Origin of the sequence: Gottfriedia sp. NPDC057991, from assembly GCF_042886615.1 — a bacterium.
Taxonomy (GTDB): Bacteria; Bacillota; Bacilli; order Bacillales; family Bacillaceae_G; genus Gottfriedia.
On sequence record NZ_JBHVQN010000003.1, the window covers coordinates 239288 to 258772 of the forward strand.

At 33.4% G+C, this 19485-nt stretch carries 24 protein-coding genes; 5 read left to right on the top strand and 19 right to left on the bottom strand.

Going from position 1 to position 19485, the window contains the following annotated elements; all coding sequences use genetic code 11:
* Window positions 1-54 precede the first annotated feature (54 nt).
* From ACFVR2_RS12610 to ACFVR2_RS12620, 3 genes are all read right to left on the bottom strand, one after another.
* Window positions 55-843 (bottom strand): EcsC family protein, encoded by a 789-nt coding sequence (locus ACFVR2_RS12610; protein ID WP_387362134.1) that lies wholly within the window; start codon window positions 841-843, stop codon window positions 55-57.
* A 365-nt stretch (window positions 844-1208) separates the two neighbouring features.
* Window positions 1209-2093, bottom strand: coding sequence for an RNA polymerase sigma factor SigJ (gene sigJ / locus ACFVR2_RS12615; RefSeq protein ID WP_387362136.1), 885 nt, complete (start codon window positions 2091-2093; stop codon window positions 1209-1211).
* Window positions 2094-2113: 20 nt separating this feature from the next.
* Complete coding sequence (locus tag ACFVR2_RS12620; RefSeq protein WP_387362138.1) at window positions 2114-3415, bottom strand: NAD(P)-binding protein; 1302 nt, start codon at window positions 3413-3415, stop codon at window positions 2114-2116.
* Between the two features lie 233 nt (window positions 3416-3648).
* On the opposite strand from ACFVR2_RS12620, the gene ACFVR2_RS12625 reads away from it, so the two are divergent.
* From ACFVR2_RS12625 to ACFVR2_RS12635, 3 genes are read left to right on the top strand one after another with little or no spacing between them, the layout of a single operon-like run.
* Window positions 3649-3978, top strand: a complete 330-nt coding sequence (locus ACFVR2_RS12625; protein WP_387362140.1) for a PadR family transcriptional regulator — start codon at window positions 3649-3651, stop codon at window positions 3976-3978.
* A complete protein-coding gene (locus ACFVR2_RS12630; RefSeq protein WP_056469743.1) occupies window positions 3975-4379 on the top strand; it encodes a permease prefix domain 1-containing protein in 405 nt (134 codons plus the stop codon). The genes ACFVR2_RS12625 and ACFVR2_RS12630 overlap by 4 nt, the downstream gene beginning before the upstream one ends.
* 11 nt (window positions 4380-4390) lie before the next feature.
* On the top strand, window positions 4391-5023 hold the full coding sequence (locus tag ACFVR2_RS12635; protein WP_387362142.1) for a hypothetical protein: 633 nt from the start codon (window positions 4391-4393) through the stop codon (window positions 5021-5023).
* Window positions 5024-5159: 136 nt separating this feature from the next.
* On the opposite strand, the gene ACFVR2_RS12640 is transcribed toward ACFVR2_RS12635, so the two are convergent.
* Together ACFVR2_RS12640 and ACFVR2_RS12645 are read right to left on the bottom strand one after the other, a co-directional pair.
* On the bottom strand, window positions 5160-5801 hold the full coding sequence (locus tag ACFVR2_RS12640) for an NAD(P)-dependent oxidoreductase (RefSeq protein ID WP_387362144.1): 642 nt from the start codon (window positions 5799-5801) through the stop codon (window positions 5160-5162).
* A 142-nt stretch (window positions 5802-5943) separates the two neighbouring features.
* The gene (locus ACFVR2_RS12645; protein WP_387362146.1) at window positions 5944-6372 is read right to left on the bottom strand and encodes an Rrf2 family transcriptional regulator; all 429 of its coding nucleotides are present in this window, start codon (window positions 6370-6372) and stop codon (window positions 5944-5946) included.
* 250 nt (window positions 6373-6622) lie between these two features.
* On the opposite strand from ACFVR2_RS12645, the gene ACFVR2_RS12650 reads away from it, so the two are divergent.
* A complete protein-coding gene (locus ACFVR2_RS12650; RefSeq protein WP_387362148.1) occupies window positions 6623-6874 on the top strand; it encodes a hypothetical protein in 252 nt (83 codons plus the stop codon).
* 75 nt (window positions 6875-6949) lie between these two features.
* Here ACFVR2_RS12650 and ACFVR2_RS12655 read toward each other — a convergent pair whose 3' ends face one another.
* From ACFVR2_RS12655 to ACFVR2_RS12665, 3 genes are read right to left on the bottom strand one after another with little or no spacing between them, the layout of a single operon-like run.
* Entirely contained in the window at window positions 6950-7546 is a 597-nt protein-coding gene (locus tag ACFVR2_RS12655; protein ID WP_387362150.1) for a LysE family translocator, read from the bottom strand.
* Between the two features lie 22 nt (window positions 7547-7568).
* Window positions 7569-8183, bottom strand: a complete 615-nt coding sequence (locus ACFVR2_RS12660; RefSeq protein WP_387362152.1) for a LysE family translocator — start codon at window positions 8181-8183, stop codon at window positions 7569-7571.
* A gap of 10 nt (window positions 8184-8193) precedes the next feature.
* Window positions 8194-8664: an Lrp/AsnC family transcriptional regulator gene (locus ACFVR2_RS12665; RefSeq protein ID WP_387362154.1), complete on the bottom strand. Its 471-nt coding sequence runs from the start codon at window positions 8662-8664 to the stop codon at window positions 8194-8196.
* 173 nt (window positions 8665-8837) lie between these two features.
* Here ACFVR2_RS12665 and ACFVR2_RS12670 point away from each other — a divergent pair, with 173 nt between their 5' ends.
* On the top strand, window positions 8838-9269 hold the full coding sequence (locus ACFVR2_RS12670; protein ID WP_387362156.1) for a YmaF family protein: 432 nt from the start codon (window positions 8838-8840) through the stop codon (window positions 9267-9269).
* Between the two features lie 153 nt (window positions 9270-9422).
* Here ACFVR2_RS12670 and ACFVR2_RS12675 read toward each other — a convergent pair whose 3' ends face one another.
* The 11 genes from ACFVR2_RS12675 to ACFVR2_RS12725 form a co-directional block, all read right to left on the bottom strand.
* Window positions 9423-9824 (bottom strand): VOC family protein, encoded by a 402-nt coding sequence (locus ACFVR2_RS12675; RefSeq protein ID WP_387362158.1) that lies wholly within the window; start codon window positions 9822-9824, stop codon window positions 9423-9425.
* A gap of 18 nt (window positions 9825-9842) precedes the next feature.
* Window positions 9843-10391: an NADPH-dependent FMN reductase gene (locus ACFVR2_RS12680; protein ID WP_387362160.1), complete on the bottom strand. Its 549-nt coding sequence runs from the start codon at window positions 10389-10391 to the stop codon at window positions 9843-9845.
* Window positions 10392-10525: 134 nt separating this feature from the next.
* Window positions 10526-11464 (bottom strand): 2-dehydropantoate 2-reductase, encoded by a 939-nt coding sequence (gene panE, locus ACFVR2_RS12685; protein ID WP_387362162.1) that lies wholly within the window; start codon window positions 11462-11464, stop codon window positions 10526-10528.
* A gap of 48 nt (window positions 11465-11512) precedes the next feature.
* Window positions 11513-12160, bottom strand: coding sequence for a response regulator (locus ACFVR2_RS12690; RefSeq protein WP_056469707.1), 648 nt, complete (start codon window positions 12158-12160; stop codon window positions 11513-11515).
* 13 nt (window positions 12161-12173) lie between these two features.
* Window positions 12174-13292 carry a GAF domain-containing sensor histidine kinase gene (locus ACFVR2_RS12695; RefSeq protein WP_387362164.1) on the bottom strand — a complete coding sequence of 373 codons (1119 nt, stop codon included), beginning with the start codon at window positions 13290-13292 and terminating at the stop codon, window positions 12174-12176.
* Window positions 13293-13294: 2 nt separating this feature from the next.
* Complete coding sequence (locus ACFVR2_RS12700) at window positions 13295-13738, bottom strand: SRPBCC family protein (RefSeq protein ID WP_387362166.1); 444 nt, start codon at window positions 13736-13738, stop codon at window positions 13295-13297.
* Window positions 13739-13763: 25 nt separating this feature from the next.
* The gene (locus ACFVR2_RS12705) at window positions 13764-14306 is read right to left on the bottom strand and encodes a GNAT family N-acetyltransferase (protein WP_387362168.1); all 543 of its coding nucleotides are present in this window, start codon (window positions 14304-14306) and stop codon (window positions 13764-13766) included.
* A 42-nt stretch (window positions 14307-14348) separates the two neighbouring features.
* A complete protein-coding gene (locus ACFVR2_RS12710; RefSeq protein ID WP_387362170.1) occupies window positions 14349-15335 on the bottom strand; it encodes a GNAT family N-acetyltransferase in 987 nt (328 codons plus the stop codon).
* 148 nt (window positions 15336-15483) lie between these two features.
* Complete coding sequence (locus tag ACFVR2_RS12715; protein WP_387362172.1) at window positions 15484-16281, bottom strand: YwqG family protein; 798 nt, start codon at window positions 16279-16281, stop codon at window positions 15484-15486.
* 668 nt (window positions 16282-16949) lie between these two features.
* The gene (locus ACFVR2_RS12720) at window positions 16950-17318 is read right to left on the bottom strand and encodes a VOC family protein (protein ID WP_387362174.1); all 369 of its coding nucleotides are present in this window, start codon (window positions 17316-17318) and stop codon (window positions 16950-16952) included.
* Window positions 17319-17428: 110 nt separating this feature from the next.
* Window positions 17429-19165, bottom strand: a complete 1737-nt coding sequence (locus ACFVR2_RS12725; protein ID WP_387362176.1) for an aromatic amino acid hydroxylase — start codon at window positions 19163-19165, stop codon at window positions 17429-17431.
* Window positions 19166-19485: the final 320 nt, after the last annotated feature.

Genomic DNA, 19485 nt, shown 5'->3' on the forward strand with positions numbered 1-19485 from the left:
GAATTCAACAAAAAAGATGAATTTAGCTCTAAACTAAATTCATCTTTTTTCTGTTTATTTTAAATCATGCAGTCTTTCCATGATTCGTCTTTTTTTATAAAGCATTCTTCCAGCTTCGCCAACATCTTCAATTGCTTGTTTATTTACATATGCACCAAATATTAAACCTGCAATTGGGATCATTTGAAACAGCTTCTTCCAGCCCATGTTATCTCGATATGTATAAAATACTTCTCTCCAACCTTCAATTTGAGAAAAGGCTTTTTTTCCTTCAATATTTGTTAACTCTTCTAATATCGCCTTTTTACCAACTATATCAGCAGATGTAAATTGTAAGCATTTAATAATGAAGACTCTCTCCATTTGATCATTTGGATCATAACCATAAGAAATCGCTATTTCTTGAAGTGTCTTTAATGTAAGCCCTAATAAAATTGGTATATCGATTGCAATCGTAAACATTCCACCAAAACCTGTCGTAGCCCCTTGAACCTTTGCAAATTGTTTACGACTAGCAATAAAACCATTCGAAACACGATCCATTTGTTCAAGACTAAGTTGTTTGACCATTTCCACTTCGGTTAATTCTTGAATAGAAAGCTCCTTACTCATCCTAGTTAAAGTTGAAGGAACACTAACTAAATATTGACCACCAGCATTCACATATTTAGATAGTTCATCTAAAATAACTCCAATCTTATCGTGAATGAACTTAGGTGTAATTTTATCCAAGATCATAAATGGGATTCTACCGATTTTCTCCCAAAAAAATACGCTTTTTTGATCTTTTTCCCATTTTTCAATTTCATTAAGCTGTGATATTAGATACTCTTTCGTTTCCATAAACACTCCTAAAATTTATAATCTGAACATAGTGACTACTAAAACTATAAAGCTTTTTGTAAAAAAAACCAAAAATAAAAAGGGCTGTTCTTAGACTTACACCCTTTTACTCTTATGAGTTAGTATTTTTTCTTGTTTTCACTATTTTACTTACGCATGAACGCCTTATGAGTTACTAAAATTCTTATTTTTACTTTTTTACTTACTCATGAACCCTTTATGAGTTACTCTCTTTCTTATTTTCGCTATTTTACTTACTCATGAACCCTCTATGGGTAAGATGCTTTCATTTTCTTACCTTTTAAAAACAAGGGCTCCCATAAAAATGGGATACCCTCTTCTAATGTTTAAAATGCTCTTGATAATCAACCTAAAAATCTTATCTTATCCGGATTTCGAACCATATAAATACTTCGATAACGGTCTCCTTCTATTTCAAAACAAATTACGGTTGGCTCCTCGCCTTCACTTTTAACAATTAATCCAATTTGATTATTGATCAAAGCAATTTCGATTTCGGATGGAGAGTTAATTTTCTTCCTCACTCCAACAAGGAATGCAATAACATTTTTCTGTAGATTGATTGGACGAAGAGCAGCTTTCGTTTTACCACCAGCATCAGTTACTAGTACGATATCTTCCGTTAAAAGTGATATTAGCATCTCTAAATTACCTGTTTCAGCAGCTTCAATAAATCGTTTTGCAATGGCTAGTTCTTGATTTAGATCTCGTTTTTCAACTACATCCTTACTTTGAACTTTGCGTTGAAGTCTACTGAATATTTTACGGCAATTCAATTCAGTTTTATTTAAAATATTTGCGATTGTACGAAAGTCAAACTGAAAGGCTTCACGTAAAACAAATACTGCTCTTTCGGTTGGATTTAACTGTTCAAGTAAAACTAAAAAGGCATAGGTTATCGTTTCATCTAAAATCATCTTTTCCATCGGATCATCATGTATATCTTCAGGTAAGTTTTGAATAATCGGTTCTGGAAGCCACGGTCCTATATAAACTTCACGTTTATTTTTTGAGGATTTTAATAAATCCAAGCAACGATTTGTCATAACTTTACATAGAAATGCTTTTATATTATTCGGCTCTTCTTTTGTGGTTGATTGATTCATCTTTTGAACTGTGAGAAAAGTATCCTGCACCAAATCCTCCGAATCCTCAACCGAACCTAGCATACTATATCCTATTGAAAATAAAAGTGGTTTATATTGAGAATATAGATAATCTACTTCCATGAAGTATCTTCTCCTCTATCTTAAATTAGTTGAAGTTCAAGCTTCTCATTTATAAGTTTAGTAGCATTTTTAGCACTCTTTAGTGATGCATTCAATAAAAGTTCTGTCTCCCCTATCCAGTCTCCTGCAACGTAAATTCCTTCTAAGCCTACTTCATTATTTGATAAATTGTTGTCTAATTTATGAAATGGCTTTTTTATGTCATTGGAAACAACAAGCTTAGGAAGATAGCGACGTGAAATGACATACTCTCTCCAACCTGGTTGAACTAAATCAAGTAAACTTTCTAACTCTTCCTCATCTTTTGAGGAATCTGTTTCAAAACCTGAGTTTAAATATTTCATGATGTGGACTACAATTTCTCCTTCTTTCGATAATTTAGCTACTGTTGAATGATTTGAAAAATACCATGGTTGATCAACACCTAAAGCAAAATTGAGTTTTGGATTTGGTAAACCTTTCATTACAAGGTCAAGGCATGCAGCTTTTACTGGAATCATTTGATTACATTTTTGTAAAAATGAATCTGAAACTGGCTCATCTATTAACTTAACTAAATCAATTGGGTTAATAGTTGATAACAAACAGCTAGTGTTGATTCTAGTATCATTTTTCAAGAAAAGATTTAAGTTAGGATAAGAGCCAGTAATTGTAGATACTACAGTACTATTTTGAATCGTAACACCAAGTTGATTCGCCTTTTTAATTAGGTCGTTAACAATCGATTGCCATCCTTCGTTTATATACATTACTTTCGCACTACGAAGCTGACCAATTGCCACTCCGGCACTTATCAATTCAGAATTACTTGTAAAGGTAGATACGCGTATAAAGGCTAAAAATAAATTCTTTACATTCAGACTTGTAATTCTTCTATTTAAATATTCTTCTAAACTAATATGATTGATTTCATCTAAATCCATTTTACGAATATGTCGGTAAAAACGAATAAATTCCATTTTTTCTTTCCATTTTAAATGATTACCCAAAAATAAATTAAATGCCTCGATTATTTTCATTTGATTAAATTGATCTCCAAGAATAAATGCACCACTCAATTTTGGAAGTTTGCCAGAAACAGTAACACCTACTTCATTTAAAATTTCGATACAGTTTGTATATAATGCGTGTGCTCCAAGATTTAAATGCGCATCGCCAATTGTATTAGAAATACCTCTCCCACCTAATTTAGTTGCTTTATCCAATAGAAGTACTTTTTTACCTGCTTGAGCTAAGTAGATCGAAGCAGTTAACCCCGCAATACCACCACCTAATACAGTAACATCCCATTTTTGATGACCATCTATTTGATTTAAATTCATACTATTCTCTCTCCCTTTCCTTTTCTTCACTAATTAAGACGAATGAAATACAAAAAATGTGACATATAGTAGAGCAGGACAAAGAAAAAATAATTATTTTATATTGGCTTCGGACGGGCTTATCATTTCTCTCGAATAGTCATAAACAGAATTACATAAAATTACTTTGACAGATAGAGTAATTATTGTTAACATTACTCTATCAGATAGAATAATATTTTAGAAGGTGAATTATGGTTAGAAGTGACATCATACGCGGGCATCTTGACTCAATCATATTAAAACTCATTTCTGAGAAAGACCGCTATGGATATGAGATTTCTCAAGAAATTGGATTACGGACAGACAATCGTTTTCAAATAAAAGAAGCAACATTATACGCTGTATTTCAGCGCTTAGAAAAAAAGGAATTAGTGGAAGCTTATTTTGGCGATATTACACACGGTGGAAAAAGAAAATATTACAAAATTACTTCATTAGGTAAAGCATATTTAGGTGAATTAGTAAAAGAATGGCAGGAAGTAAAAGAAATAATTGATTTATTTATGGAGGAGATACGATGAAAAAAATTAGAAATCATATTGAAGAACTATTTAAAGATGTTCCTAAAACTGAACAATCAGAAATAGTTAAACAAGAGATCATTCAAAACTTAGAAGAAAAAGTCATGTTTTTAATGGAAAATGGTAAGGAAGAAGAAGATGCTATAAACAAAGCAATTGTAGAATTTGGTGATATTGAGGAATTAAAGAGTGAACTTGGTGTTAGAAAACCAGATAGCAAAAAGTCAAATTTTGCAAAGCTAAATTTATCTTACTCAATTTGGGGTAGTGGTTTACTGATCGCTTTTTTCTTATTTATTAATTTTTACTATACTCCAAAGACCATATGGTTTGTATACCCAACCTTTGGATTATTATGGTGGCCCCTTTCAATGTATTTCTACTGGCAACGTAAAAAGTGAGGTGAGTAACAATGAAAAATTATATCGGTTTTGCAACTGCAGGCTGCATTATGACAATGGTCTTTTTTATGCTCGTTAATTTTATTACATCTCCTAACACGATTTGGTTCATTTACCCATGCTTTTTCATTTTATTTTGGCCAATTAGTTTATACTTCATTGGAAAAAGATCGATGAAGCAATTCTCACTCTTTGGCAGTATCGTACTCCTTGCATTCTTGTTAACGGAAAACTTAATTCACTCACCTGATTATCTTTGGTTCTTCTATGCCGCTTTTCCTATTATTAGTTGGCCAATCTTCATGCATTTAGGTAAGAAGGCTAGAACTTTATCGATTGCTCTCCTTGGCAGTATCATTACAATCGCATATTATGGATTATTGAATTTTATCGCTTCTCCAGAATATCCTTGGGTCATTTATCCGGCATTCGCAATTATTTGGTGGCCATTATCAATTTATTATGCGAAAAGAAAAGCGTTTGTAGCATTTTCGTTTACAGCTAGCATACTAATTAGTATTTTCTTTATCATTGTAAATATCATTTCATCCCCAGATACTATTTGGGCAGTATATCCAATATTTGCAGTTATTTGGTGGCCTCTAAGTATGTATTTTTATGGTTATAAAAAGAAACAAATATAGATAATAATTGCACATTAATTAACTTGGTGGACTTCAAATTATGAGGTCCTTTTTATTTTTATAAAGAGCAAAAGCGATTCTCATAAAGAATCGCTTCTGTGTGTCCCTAAAATTTGATTTTCAGACTGATTGAAGCTTATTCTGCTTCAGAAACCAATGTAAATCGCTCATTTAAGTGCTGAGGATTTTCAATTTCGTCTAGTAATGCAATGGCATAGTCAGCATAACTTACATAGCTATTACCTTTTTTATTAACAATAAAATTGTCTTTTCCTTTTTGATAAGCTCCAGTACGTTTACCATTCGGATCAAAAAATGCCGCTGGACTAATAAACGTCCACTTAATATCAGTTGTTTTTTGTAAGTCATGAAGACTTTTTGTCATATTTGATGCAGTAGCATAATATTCTTTTGGAAATTCAGGTGTGTCCACTAATTGAATCGTTTTGTCTTCATCAACATACAAGCTTCCTGCTCCACCGACTACGATTAATTTAGTATCTCTTGCATCTTTTAACGCATTTATTAAGCCATTCCCAGCTTCAATATATAGATGCTCTTGACCTTCAGCTGCTTTAAATGCATTTACGACAACATCAAATTGCTTTAAGTCAGTTGAATTTAAATCTAATAAATCCTTTTCCAATACTGGTACTTCTTTATTCGTTAATTTAGAAGCATCTCTTACGATTGCTGTTACCTCATGTCCTCGTTCTACTGCTTCTTTTAAAATAAGGTTTCCTGCTTTTCCTGTTGCTCCAATAATACCAATTTTCATCTTTTTTTCCTCCTAAAGTTTTGTTAAGTTGTTTGACCTCATAGTCGTAACTAAACTAGTTATAACCAATTCAAAAAAAATATAAATAATATACAGATGTAACGATAATAGTTACATCATTTATAAAAAAAATTGAATGATATTATCCAATTTTTTTGCTTAATACTGTAACTAATTCTTCCATAGTAACTTCATCCAGTATTTTTTCCATTGCTTCTTGTGCTCGATTTAAGATCAGTTCTAGCACTGCCTGAATATTTGCACCTACTGGACAATTCGGATTCGGTTTCTCATGAAATTGAAAAAGTTCTCCTTCTTCTACAACTTCAACCGCTCTGTAAACATCTAAAAGAGTAATTTCACTCAAAGACTTTTGAAGTGTAGCTCCACCGGTTCCTCGACGGACTTGAATTAAGCCAGCATTCTTAAGTTTTCCCATTACTCTTCTAATTACGACTGGATTCGTATTTACACTTCCTGCAATCCATTCGGAAGTACAAAGCGCACTATTCTCCATCGTGACTAAAGATAAAATATGAACAGCAACGGTAAAACGACTACTGATTTTCATAGGATTCAACCTCCGATGTAACTATTATAGTTACAACATTCATTAAATGTCAATCATATTTATTTTACACAAACTTATGATCGAAGCAAGTTAAACCGTAGAAAATCGTTAACGGCTGCTATTAGAAGGAAACTTTGACCAGTGTCTTAATGGTTAAAATCAGCTAAAAAATGGAAAAAAATGGTTGAACAGTGATAGTAGGTAATTTATCCTTAAATTATAAGAAAGATTAATAAAAAGGGTGAAGAAAATGAATGGAAATGATATTGCTTATCTAATTTGCTTTACGATAATAGGTTTGTTTTTACTTGGCTTTGGAATCATGTATAAAAAAGAAGCACATGCAGGTTTAAAAAATAGTGGTGTTGGAGGGAATGGCGTTAGTGGAATAGGTGCTATATTGTTCTTCTTGCCTCATTGGGTATATAAAGCAATATTTATTGCCTTAGGCGCATTCCTAACAATCGGAATTTGGTATGTGATGTTTTTTTACAATAAATAAAGGGCTATCCATTCAATTCTAGAAAACAACAATCTATCCAAAAGGAAAGAAGCTATTAGTATATAGCTTCTTTCTTTACTCAATAAATGTCATAATTCCTAAAACAACAATCATTAAACCAGCTAATTTATTTACTAATCCTAAGTGAGTTGTAATTTTATTTCGTAACAAACTAACTACACTACTTAAAATAAGCCACCAAGAAACCGCTCCTAAAAAAACACCTATAATTAGTGATACTGCCGAACCTATTGATGTAGAACTTTGATCAAAACCTAGTCCTGCAAACATTGCTACAAAGTTTAATATTGTTACAGGATTTGTGATCATTAATAAAAATGTGGAGAGAAACATGCTAACCATGCTTTCACCCTTCAAATTTGAGGCAGATTTAGCAGGTTTTTTTAGAAAGGTTTTTATTCCTAAATAAAGTAAAAATATTGCACCTACGATTCGAAGAGCAAATTTCTGCTCAATTAAAAATGATGAAACGATGGAAAAACCAAATGCGGCAATACTAGCGTAAAATAAGTTAGCCGAAGATGCGCCTAATCCTGTCATAAATCCAGCTGTTTTTCCTCTAGATAAAATTCTTTGTATGCACAATAAACCAACAGGGCCTACAGGTGCTGAAACTGATAAACCTAAAATAATACTTTTTATTAATAACATTTTAATGCCCTCTTACGCTTACTTACATTAATCCATATAAAGCTATGCCACCAAAAATAATAATAATGATACCTGATAAACGGTTAATTAATGTTAAAGATCGATCATTTATTCGAGTTCTAAATAATCCCACACCACTGCTTAATATTATCCACCATAAACTTGAACCACAAAAAACACCTAATACTAAAATGACCGACGAAACAATATTGTTATCTGAACTCGAGATTCCTAAACCTGCAAAAATGGCGATAAATGATAGAATCGTCATTGGGTTTGTCAGCGTTAAAAATAAAACTGATAAAAACGCATTAATCATATTTTTCTTCTGTGTATCAGATTGAGTATAGCTAGCTTTTGAAATAAGTGTTTTTACACCTAGATAACAAAGGAAAAAGCCACCGATTAGCTGAATCCAAAAATGCTGACCAATTAAAAAGTTCATAATGACAGTTAATCCAAAGCCTGCAACTAAACCATAAATACCATCAGCAGTAGCAGCCCCAAGTCCAGAAACTAAACCAACCATTCTTCCATATGCTAAAGTTCTACGGATACACAGTACCCCAATTGGGCCAACAGGTGCAGCAATTGATAGGCCAATTAATAATCCTTTTATATAAAATTCAAGATTCATGTTGCCCTCCCTACTCTATAGAAAATTTATGTTTTTGTAATGGCAGACGAAAGGTTTCTTTCGTTGTATCCATTACAATCGTTGTTTTTGTTCTTATTACGCCCTTTAACCCTTTTATTTCATGACTAATTACACGATCCAAGTCTTTTGTATTTCTACTTTTTATTTTTAGTAAATAATCATCTTCACCTGCAATATGATGACATTCCTGTACTTCATCTAATTGATTAACAAGCTCTAAAAAATGCGCTCGATTTTCAGGTCGCTCAAGCGAGACAGCTACAAACGCAGTTAATTCACTTCCAACTTTTTCTGAATCAACTAGCACACCAAATCCTTTAATCACACCTTGTTCAACTAATCGATTAACACGTTCAGCAGTAGCCGGAGCTGACAAGCCAACCTCACTAGCTAAATCCGCCCACTTTATTCTAGAATTATCCATTAAATGATTAATAATTTTTAAATCGTAAGAATCCATACATTCTACCTTCTTTTTATAAGTATTAACTATATTTTACTTATTTTTTGAAAGTAATTCAATAATTTAAAATAAAAAAACATCTAAATATTAACGTTTAATAAACATATTTATTTACTGGTACTAATAAGATGAAAAAGGAAGACAATCTTTATCGAAGGGGGCGTCAATTTATGAAAAGAGACCCGTTTGAATATCGAAAAAGACTAAGGGAAAGAGAAAGAGAAAGAGAGCTAAATGAAGAAAATGAAAGAGAGCCTAATGAAGAGAAAGAAGTAAAACCCAAAGAAGAAAAGCCTCAAACACATGTACATGAGTTCGTAGCAAGTACTAAACTTGCAGAAGAAGGTGAAGACCGACATAATCATCGTTTTGCTGGCGTTACAAGCGAAGTCATTCCAGTAGGAAGACACAGTCATATACATCGAATTATAGTAAATACAGATTTTCTAGATCATCATCACGAGGTTATTATTGAAACTGGACCTCCTATTCCAGTAGGAAACGGTAAGCACGTTCACTTTGTCAAAGGAATGACAACGATCATTGATAATCATGAACACGATCTTGAATTCGCTACCTTAATCGATAGACCATTAGTTTAAGCCAATTGTAAAATTCAATTTATGTATATTTCTTTCACAATAATATACATAAGTCTATACCGAATTAATTAAGAGGGAGTCTCATAAGTCAGGTTAACTGACTTATGGACGCCCTCTTCAGTATGTTTTATATTTAAAACTTAAAATAAAATCCTAAGTATTCCTCAATCCTTCAGTATTCATTAACACAATTCTCCATCCATCCGGGTCTTCAAATGTAATACCTTTTCCGAGCCAATAAGGATTCTCAGGTTCAACGTCAATATAACCCATATTATTTAATCGGTTTATGACAAGATCTATTTCAGCTTTATGAGGTATATAAAATACTAAAAGATTATCCTTTGTTGGGGCAGGACATGGGCTTCCATCAATATGTTGAGTAAATTCTAAATGGTATTCAACATCAGGTAATCCAAACATAATCCCATCATACCCATTATGATTTTGAAACCCTCCCACGATTTTTAATCCAAGCCCTTCACCATAGAATTTACTTATTTCAGCTAATTGGTTTGTAGGTCTTGCAATTCTAAACTGAACCCAATTTTTCATCTTCATCACCTTTATCCTTTAATAATTGGATGTTGCCCATTCTTCGCTTAGCTTTTTTGATATTTGTGTGTAGAGCTTTAATTCTTGAATTAAGCCATCTACTAAATAAGATGTATTTTCTTCTAACGCAGTACATTCTGATATAAAATCTGATGGATCAATCACTACTTGTTTCGATAAAACATTTGCATATAATGCTCTTAAAACAATTCTCATATTGTTAAGTGCATTAATTCCTCCCTTTCCTCCACCGGATACAGCCAATATTGCAACTGGCTTATCTTTAAAATGCTTACTACCTAAAAAGTCAAAAGCGTTTTTTAATGCTCCGCTCATTCCACCGTGATATTCCGGTGTTGCAATGATCATAGCATCAGCATTTTCTAGCTGTGATCTTAGTTTTTGGATATTTGCTATTTCATTTTGCTCCTCTTGACCATTATAAATTGGTAATACCAGTTCACTTAAATCAATTGTTTTTACATTGTATTTTTTCGAGATGATTGTAGTTAATTTACCTGTACGACCTTCTTTTCTTGGGCTACCATTGATCATTATAATTTTCATACTTTCCACTCCTTTAATTTGTACTTTTAGTATAGTCAATTAATAAAGTCCAAACTTCAGTCGTTTGATAGAACTTTTCTACACGTTTAGGAGTATATAAAAATAAAAAAAATCTACAACTAAAGTTGTAGATTTCAAACAGAAAGACGTTCGGTTTCTTGATTCATTTTTTGATAAACTTTAATATTTTGATAAACTAATTCAAGTAATTTAGCAGGTATGCCCTTTCTCTTTGCAAGTTCTAGTAAATACCCTTGCAAATGGTCCCCTTCTACTAAGGAACCTTTTTCCATATCCCTCTGCAAAGAAGACTTCATATCATATCCAAGTGCATTGATTGATTTCATATGCTCATCCACAATATTTTCAGAAATCGGTGCACCATGGGACCTCATAATATTAGTACATTCTTCAAATAATTCACGGATAGTAGCTCTTCCGCCATCACTTTCTCTAATTGGGCCAATAGGGGCACGCATAAGAGATGTAACGCCAGACATTACAGTAATAAACAAATATTTATGCCACATATCACGTTCAATCTGTTTACTATGGACAAAGTCAGCTTTTGAACCACTAAATGCATCAGCAATTCTTTTAATACGGTCAGTTTCTTTACTTAAGAACTCACCAAATACAAGTCTAGCTGCTTTACTTGTTTGAGCAACTTCCCCAGCTTCATTCAAAGTTGTTTCAATAAAACATAAACCGCCTATAACTTTTTCTTCACCAAATGCCTGCTTTAAAGGATTTAGATGAGCAATCCCATTCAAAAGAGGTAAAATAACAGTTTGATCACCTACGAACGGTTTTACATCCAAAATAGCGTCACTTAAATGATATGACTTAGTCGAGAAAAGCACGATGTCAAAAATCTCGGCAGGACTCTTTGCAGTAATTAGATTCGGTTGAAATGAAAAATCACCATTAACACTACGAATGATCAAGCCATTTTCCTCTAGCTGCCTTTTCCGATTAGCTCGTACTAGAAATGTAACATCTTCACCCTTTTCTACTAAGCGTCCTCCAAAATAGCCGCCAATTCCTCCAGCTCCTAATACAAGAATTCGCATCAAACTCTTCCTTTCTATTAAAAATTAAAAGTCTTTACTTGCTACTGTCTATTTTAGAATCCCATTTCGAACTGCGTAAAGTGCCAGTTGGGTTCGATCTTGAAGCTGAGTCTTGGCTAAAATATTCGAAACATGGGTTTTTACAGTTTTTTCTGTAATAAATAAAGATGCTGCTATTTCTTTATTACTCTTCCCCCTCGTAATTTCCTTCAATACATCCATTTCTCGTTTAGTTAATTTATCTTGAAATGATTCATCGTTCTTTGTTTCGATCTTCCCAGTTAAAGCAGAAACTAATTGCGTCGTAACCTTCGAATGAAACTGTTTTTCCCCATCGTGTATCTTTCGGATTGCGGAAACGAGCTCATCTGGGTCACTATCTTTTAAATAATATCCGGCTGCACCCGCTTCAATAGCGGGTAAAATATGATCTTGATCATAAAAACTAGTTAGTATCATTACTTTAACAGCCAAGCCCTCTATTTTTATTCTTTTGGTTGCCTCAATTCCATCTAGAACTGGCATCGCTAAATCCATGATAACAATATCAGGTCTTAATTCTTTTACTAAGCTTAATGCCTCTTCTCCATTCGATGCTTCTCCGATAACCTCGATATCATCTTGCGTATTTAAGAAGAAAATAAGTCCTCTCCTAACTACATGATGATCATCAGCAATTAATATTTTAATAGACATAAAACTCTCCTTCTTAAAAAGGGATATTCGTCGTAATTTTTGTTCCTTTATTCAAATCACTTTCAACTAAAAATGACCCTTTTATCGATTCGACTCTTTCCTTCATGCTTTTCAAACCTAATGTTGGAATTTGTACGTCCTTTGGGCATATAAAACCTACACCTTGATCTCGTATCGTCATTTTTGCTTTCTTAGTACTGATTGACAACTGTAAAAATACCGTATTTTGTCCTGAATGTTTTCTACAATTATTAAACGCTTCCTGACCTACACGCCATAACGTTTCTTCAATTTTAGAAGGTAAGATTGTTGTTCCTTTTACATTACTAATTACTCTTAATCCTAGCATTTCACCATAGTTAATTAATGCACTAACAATTCCTTTTTCAATACCTTGTGGTCTAAGCTGCCATATTAAAGCTTTCATTTCTGCTTGTGCTTCTTGGGCAATTTGTTGAATATGACTAAATGTATCCTTTAACTTCGGGCTGTCGGATACATTTGCACCTGCTTTAGCAGTTACATTAATTGAAAACAATAATTGACTAACTGAATCGTGTAAGTCCTTTGCAAGACGATTTCGTTCTTGAATCAGCTCAAACTCTTTTACCTTTTCAGTTAGTTGAATTCGTTTAATTGCCGTTCCAATTTGCAACGCAACTGCACCTAATAAATTCAATTCTTCCTGATCAAATTTTAATTTATTAGAAGCAGCAACATTTAATAAACCAAAAGATTCTTCACCTGCTTGCAGTGGTACAGTCGCATGGTGGGTGACACCATTTGTTTCTCCCCAATTATGAATAATTGAGTCTTCTAATCTTTTACATTCCATAATGTTTGATGCCTTATTAAGTCTGCCTGTATTATATTTATTTACACACCAACAATCTCCATTGCACATCGGCTTAGCTTCTTCGTCCATAAGAGCTGGTGGTAATTCATGTGAAGCGACTAATTCAAAATCCCCATTTTTATCAATTAAAAAAATCCATCCTGTATCTAGACCCGTAACTTGAACTAATTTGGCTAAGGCACAATTGAGGGTACTGTGTAAATCAGTACCCTCGTTTAATATTTCTGCAATTTCTTTTAATACTTGTAGCTCTAAAAGAAATGATTCTTTTTTCATACTTATGCTAATTCCTTCATTCGACGATCAAGTTGCTCAAGCACCATCGGCCACGCTTGCTCGTGTTGGTCTCTTGATAATTCATCTGGGAAACCTGCATGTGTCAATTTAATAACTGCTGCTCCACTTTCATTTGTTGAAAACTCTACAGTGACTACAGTCTCCGTTTTTGATCCTGAGGTGAACCAAGTAATCTCAACAAGTTGATTGTGCTCAAGCTTTAAAAAGCGCCCATAATGAGGATGACGTTTATCTTCAAAATGCGTCTCAAAGAAAAATACGGAATTAACCTCTGCCTTCATAATCACCGAACCTGGCGCAGCAAACCAATCTCCAAATCTATTTGTCCAAGCCTCATACAATACATCTAATGAATTTTCCATTACTCGTTCCACAGTGAGACTATGTGGTCTACTCGATAAATCTGGATAACTAATAATATTCATGTTAATCCCTCCAAAAGTTAGATAGTTATTCATTTTCATTAATAATAGCCAGCATTTGGTGATCTTCCCATTTCCCGTTTATGCGAACATTTTTCTTGGCAATTCCCTCTTTATGGAAACCCGCCTTTTCTAATACTCTAATTGAACCAAGGTTATGAGGCATTACACCTGCTTCAATGCGATGTAATTTTAATTCATTAAAGGCATATTCTACAACTAACTTTGCAGCTTCAGTTGTATATCCTTTACTATTTTGTTGTTCATCTAAAGAATAACCAACAAAACAACTTTGTAAATCTCCTCTTAAAACCTCTGCTAGCATCGTAAAACCTATAAAATCATTTGTTTCCTTTAAAAAGATACCAAAGCCATAATACAGATCGTTGTCACTTTTCTCTATATATGACTTAATGCGATCCTGCTGAGCTTCCAAAGTATAGAAACTCTCGTCTTTTATATATGTAAAAGGTTTAAAAAACCCTCTATTTCGAACTTCGTATGATAAAAAATCCTCAGCATCTGCGACTTCTAACTGCCTTAAATATATATTATTACCAACTAATTTCATCTGTTTCCTACACTCCTTAATTTCCCTGCTTTTCCTGCCCCATTAAACACCTGTTGCCCATATTATTCTTGGATCAATCTTACGGACTAGACGATACGCTATCGGTTTAAAACCATTTTTTGGCCAGAATCTCGAGGATTCTAAATTCGTTATTCTCCAATCTGTTTCGCAAAGTTTATAACCTTCTTTGCCAGCAAAAGTAAGTCCATGCTGTAATAGGGCCGAGCTAACACCCATTCCGCGAGAAGATTCGACCGTTGCTCCTACTACTAAACTAATGCAAGATTCAGGTGTTAATAAATTCTCATCAGATGCTGCCGCTGATTCAAATACTTGAAAACCTACAATCTCATTTTGATAGAGAGCTAACCATAACGTTGCAGCTTCATCATTAATGATTTCAGCGTAACCTTCCTGATAGTCTTCTCTTTCTTCAATAAACCCTGGTGCAAATACCGGTGACTTCGCTTGGTGTTCCATGATCACAGTTGCTAATTCACGTATTCTTTTTTCATCTTCACTAGTAGCCCCTCGAATCTGTATACCTTCAAATACTTGATCCGACGAAACTGATAAATCACATATTCCATGAACCTGCTCATAGGCAAATCCTATATGAAACCAAGCATCTAAAGTCGACTTATTTCCACTTGGTACCATTACATAATGATTAAACGAACCAAGCTCTACCATTTTCTTGGCAAACTCTGCATATAATTCGCGATATAATTCTACATCTTCACTTTCTGCTATCGCCATCCCTGCATACTTAATCCAAGTATGACGTTCTCGATTTTTATCTGTTTGAATTGACCCAATCATATAGCCAACTAACTCAGAATCTTTCATCGCTGCAATACCAAAACTATCCTTTTCATTAAAAAGCGCTTCAATAGCTTTCTTAGCATATATAGCCTCTTCAAATTTAGATGGTAATTCAGGGTTTATACTTCTGTCATACATATGACGGATAGCCAAAAGACTAGCCGCTTCATCTAAGTGTATATTTTCGAACGCGATAAATTTCATAACAAACCTCCTTGCAACTTTTACAAGTGTAACTACTTAATAATTCTGACTATTTAAATTATCTCTTCATTCACTCATTACTAGTTCCATAAAAAGTTCACTACTTCCTGCTTATAGCTGGATAATGCTCTCTTTCATCTAGTAAAATTCAACAACAATCCCATGTGTATAGGACATTAGTAAAATCCTTTTTTAACAAATCTTCTTTTTTAATAAAGAAATTCGCTACACCAACGTCGCCAAACATACATTCAATTGTATCATCACTATCAATTTGTAATAACAAGATGGAGTGATTTTCAGTTTTTTTAATATATTCCCTTGGATCTGACTGAGTAAAGTATGGATACCCTCCAATTCGATGACCATCTCCACTAAAATATTCAAAATAAAGCTCACCTAGCTCTTCATAATCGTCATGCTCAATTTCTGCGTCAAACGGTACGTCTAAGTCGATTTTCTCAAAGTCCATTGCTTCAGGGGATATTGGTTGAGCTGTTAATTCAAAATGCATTGCAGCTTCTTTTCCAATTGGAAATTCATCTTTTACATCACCATTTATAAAAGAGAAATCTTCAATTAGATTTGTTTCATTTATATTTTCATGATAGATTACTCTAAAGCTTTTTTGACTAGTTGGATGATCAAAATCTTGCCCATACAGATCATCAATCGCTATATAAAACTGAAGTAATCCCGATGTTGGAAAATTTTCTATTTTTGGTAACTCAGAAAAGTTTATCTGAGCAAGTAATTTCATAGACTCCTCATTTTCATCCTTTGGATACTCCATACTAACTGGAAAATAAGGGTCCCCTGAAAACTTACTTTCTATTAAAGAAGTCTTTCTTACGATCGGTTCAATTTCAACTGAATCTTTAACAGTAGACTCAATTGTTTCTTTATAAATTTGTAACTCTTTCGGTAAATTTAATTGTTTAACCATGAAGCACCTTCTTTTGTATTTGATAATTAAATCATATCAATTTTAACAATTTAATTCTCGATAAATCTCTAATTAAAAGTAAAAAACCACTGTTTATATACAGTGGTCACGCTATTGAAAAACAATCTTGTCAATTAAATTACCAAGTTTTCGTAAAAGGAGTAGAGTGATGTTGATTTCCACTACGGGATGCTCGCTTTCCATGGGGCGAGACCTGAGCCTCCTCGGCAAGCCTGCGGGGTCCCAGCCTTCCCGCTTCTCCCATAGGAGTCGAGCACCCCTCCATTCCAATCAACTTATTCATCAAAAAAAGTCTGTAATAAAACCTAATCAAATAGCCTTTACTAAGAGTATCCTAACAGTTGTTTATCAATCAGTTTGTAGGTCAATTAAGATCGAACATTAATTATAAACTAATCAATTGAATTTGTTTTTCTAAAAAATTAGCTCATTATATTTTTAACTTCTGAAAAAAACTTAATAGTGTTATTGGGGAATCATAAAATTGCTCAAACATATTAAAATTTAAAACCATTAATAGATAGATCATCCAAAAAATGAAAATTTCATCATTAATAAATGTTCATTTAATGTCCGTTTTCTCTATTGACCATTTTAAATTTCAACACTCTGAACCACTGATTATATACAGTGGTTAACAATTATTCTTAATGAAATTCTAAAAACTCGACTCTGTTCCCAAACGGATCATTAACAAAAAAGCGAGTACGACCTTCTATTGGTGGTTCCTCTTTGATTTCTAAGTTGAGTTGAAGGAGTTGCTCTCTTAATGCCTCTATGTTTGTAACAATTAATCCAGGATGAGCTTTTTTAGGTGCTATAAAATCTTCTTGAATACTAATATGAATTTCTTGATTACCACAAATAAACCAGCATCCACCTCTGCCTTTTAAATTTTCCGGCTTTGGCAATTCCTTCATTCCTAAAATTCCATTATAAAATTTTCTAGCTTCGTCCTCTCCACCCTTTGGACAAACTAATTGAATATGATCAATTCCTTTTACTTCAAATGCCATTGATAACACCTCTTCTTTTATGAAAATTTATATCTTTAGATTACCAGAACTATTAAATAAGAAAAGCATTACTTCTATAGAAGTAACGCTTTTCCCAATATTCTTACATATCATACTAACTTTAAGCCATTTGTAATAAGATTCTTTAAAGAATCCTCTTTTCTTAATGCTTCCAATTCAGCTTTTAGCGGCTCAACAATTTGCTCTAATTTAGCATTAACTGTAGCTACTTCAAGTAATTCTAATCGTAATAACCAATCATTTTGGTGTTCACGATTAAGCTCGTTATGCACAGCAATTAGTTTAGAAATACAGTCATCACAGAATGTATTCTTTTCTCTAATTACTCTAACTTCTTTATATAATTTTTCTAATTCAGTTAATGGGGCAGGTGTTTCCATTACAAACTCTACTTCTTTAATTGAATCACTAAAGTAAGACGTTGGATCTGCTGCACCAGGGTATGCTGATTCAACTCGAGAACCAACTGCCATATCAAAAGTTCCCCACTCTTTTTTGAATAATTCTTTTCCTTCGTAAGTAACAGTGCAGTCTTCAAATGAGATTAATGCAACTTTGTCTTCATTTTTAATGATATTCACAATTCTACCGGAAGCGCTTACATTGCTTAAGAATTCTAAATCAACAAAGTTCCCTACGACAATACCTAAATTTTCAAGTGCAGCATCATCACATTTTTCTAATTCAATATTTCCTTTTAGAAGTCCAATTGGTGTACCAAATCCTTTAGCATGGTAGTCTTTTCCGTGACCTTCTAATTGTTTATTGTTTATTGAAAGTGCTGTTTCGCCAGTTGTATTAACGTAAATTGCTTCACCGTTTTCGTCTTTTACGATTGCATGAACAATACCAGTTACACTTAATCCAGAATTTAATTCAAATGTAGCAACGCTTTTCGATTTAAGAGCTTTATCTAAGCTTTCTGTACCACCTACACGGAATGCCATAATGCTTGCCAATTCTTCAGCGCCTTGCATTAATTCATCGAAATCTTTGCATACAAATAATTGTGCTTGCATTTCAGTTATGTTTTTTGGTTGTAATGTAGAAGCTTCAATCGAAAAAGGTAGTCTTTCAACTGCATCTGTAAAGCAATGTGTGCTTTCACCTACTGATGATAATAAACCAGCACCGTAAATTTTTGGATTTTCTAGTTCACCTATTAGACCATATTCAACTGTTCTCCAGAATACGCGTGAAATTTTTTCAGCTTCTGAAATTCCAACAATTGCTTTTTGTCTTTCTTCCACTAATCTTTGTGCAGCAGCTTTTTCTTCTGGAGTCGATTTTGGATCTTCCATTACAATCGTTAAATTTCTAACTGCTTCAAATAGTTCTTGTTTTTCTTTTGTAGCAAATGCCTTTGCACCAATTGATCCAATTTTTTGTACGTATTCTCTAAATACAGGATCAAATAATATTGGCGCGTGGCCTGCAGCCTCATGAATAATATCTGGAGCAGGTGTATATTCTATATTCGTTATTTGTCTAATTTCAGTTGCGATTGGTAAAATACCATTTGCTAAAAGTTCAAAAAATGCAGCGCCCGGAATTAATCCATTAACGATACCTGCGCCCCAACCGATTTTTGAAAGGCACTCGTTCATTTCAGCTACATTTGGAATTTTTTCCGTTTCAATTCCTGACATCTTTAGTCCATCGACAAATGCAGAATGTGCTTTATCTTTTAATGCGTGATGATTCTGTCTCATTACATAGCGCCATACAGCATGATCAATTGGCGTGTAAAGATCATAATTTTGCTCCGATAAGTATTGTTTCAAATGAGGTGGTATTATTTTTGTTTCAAAAGCTGCTTCTTTCATGTCATCAATTCCCCTTTTTAAAATTATTTCACTTAAAAATCTATTACTCTACTTTCTTAAAAATACCCGTTCTATCTATATCTTGCTAAAAGCTTTTTTGAGCATTTTTAAGCAAGTTTCCATCATTTAACCATTTCTACCTTTTCCAAATTACTCCTTCTTTCTACAAAATCTTTTTTTATTCGGTATACATAGTCATAATCAACCAAACACATCACTCCTTTCAAACACGAAATGTGGAAGGCGTTTGCTAAAGCCCCGACAAGCAAAAGACAAAGGCCGGTAAAGGTTGGTTTTTACCTTTATTGGACTTTGGCTTT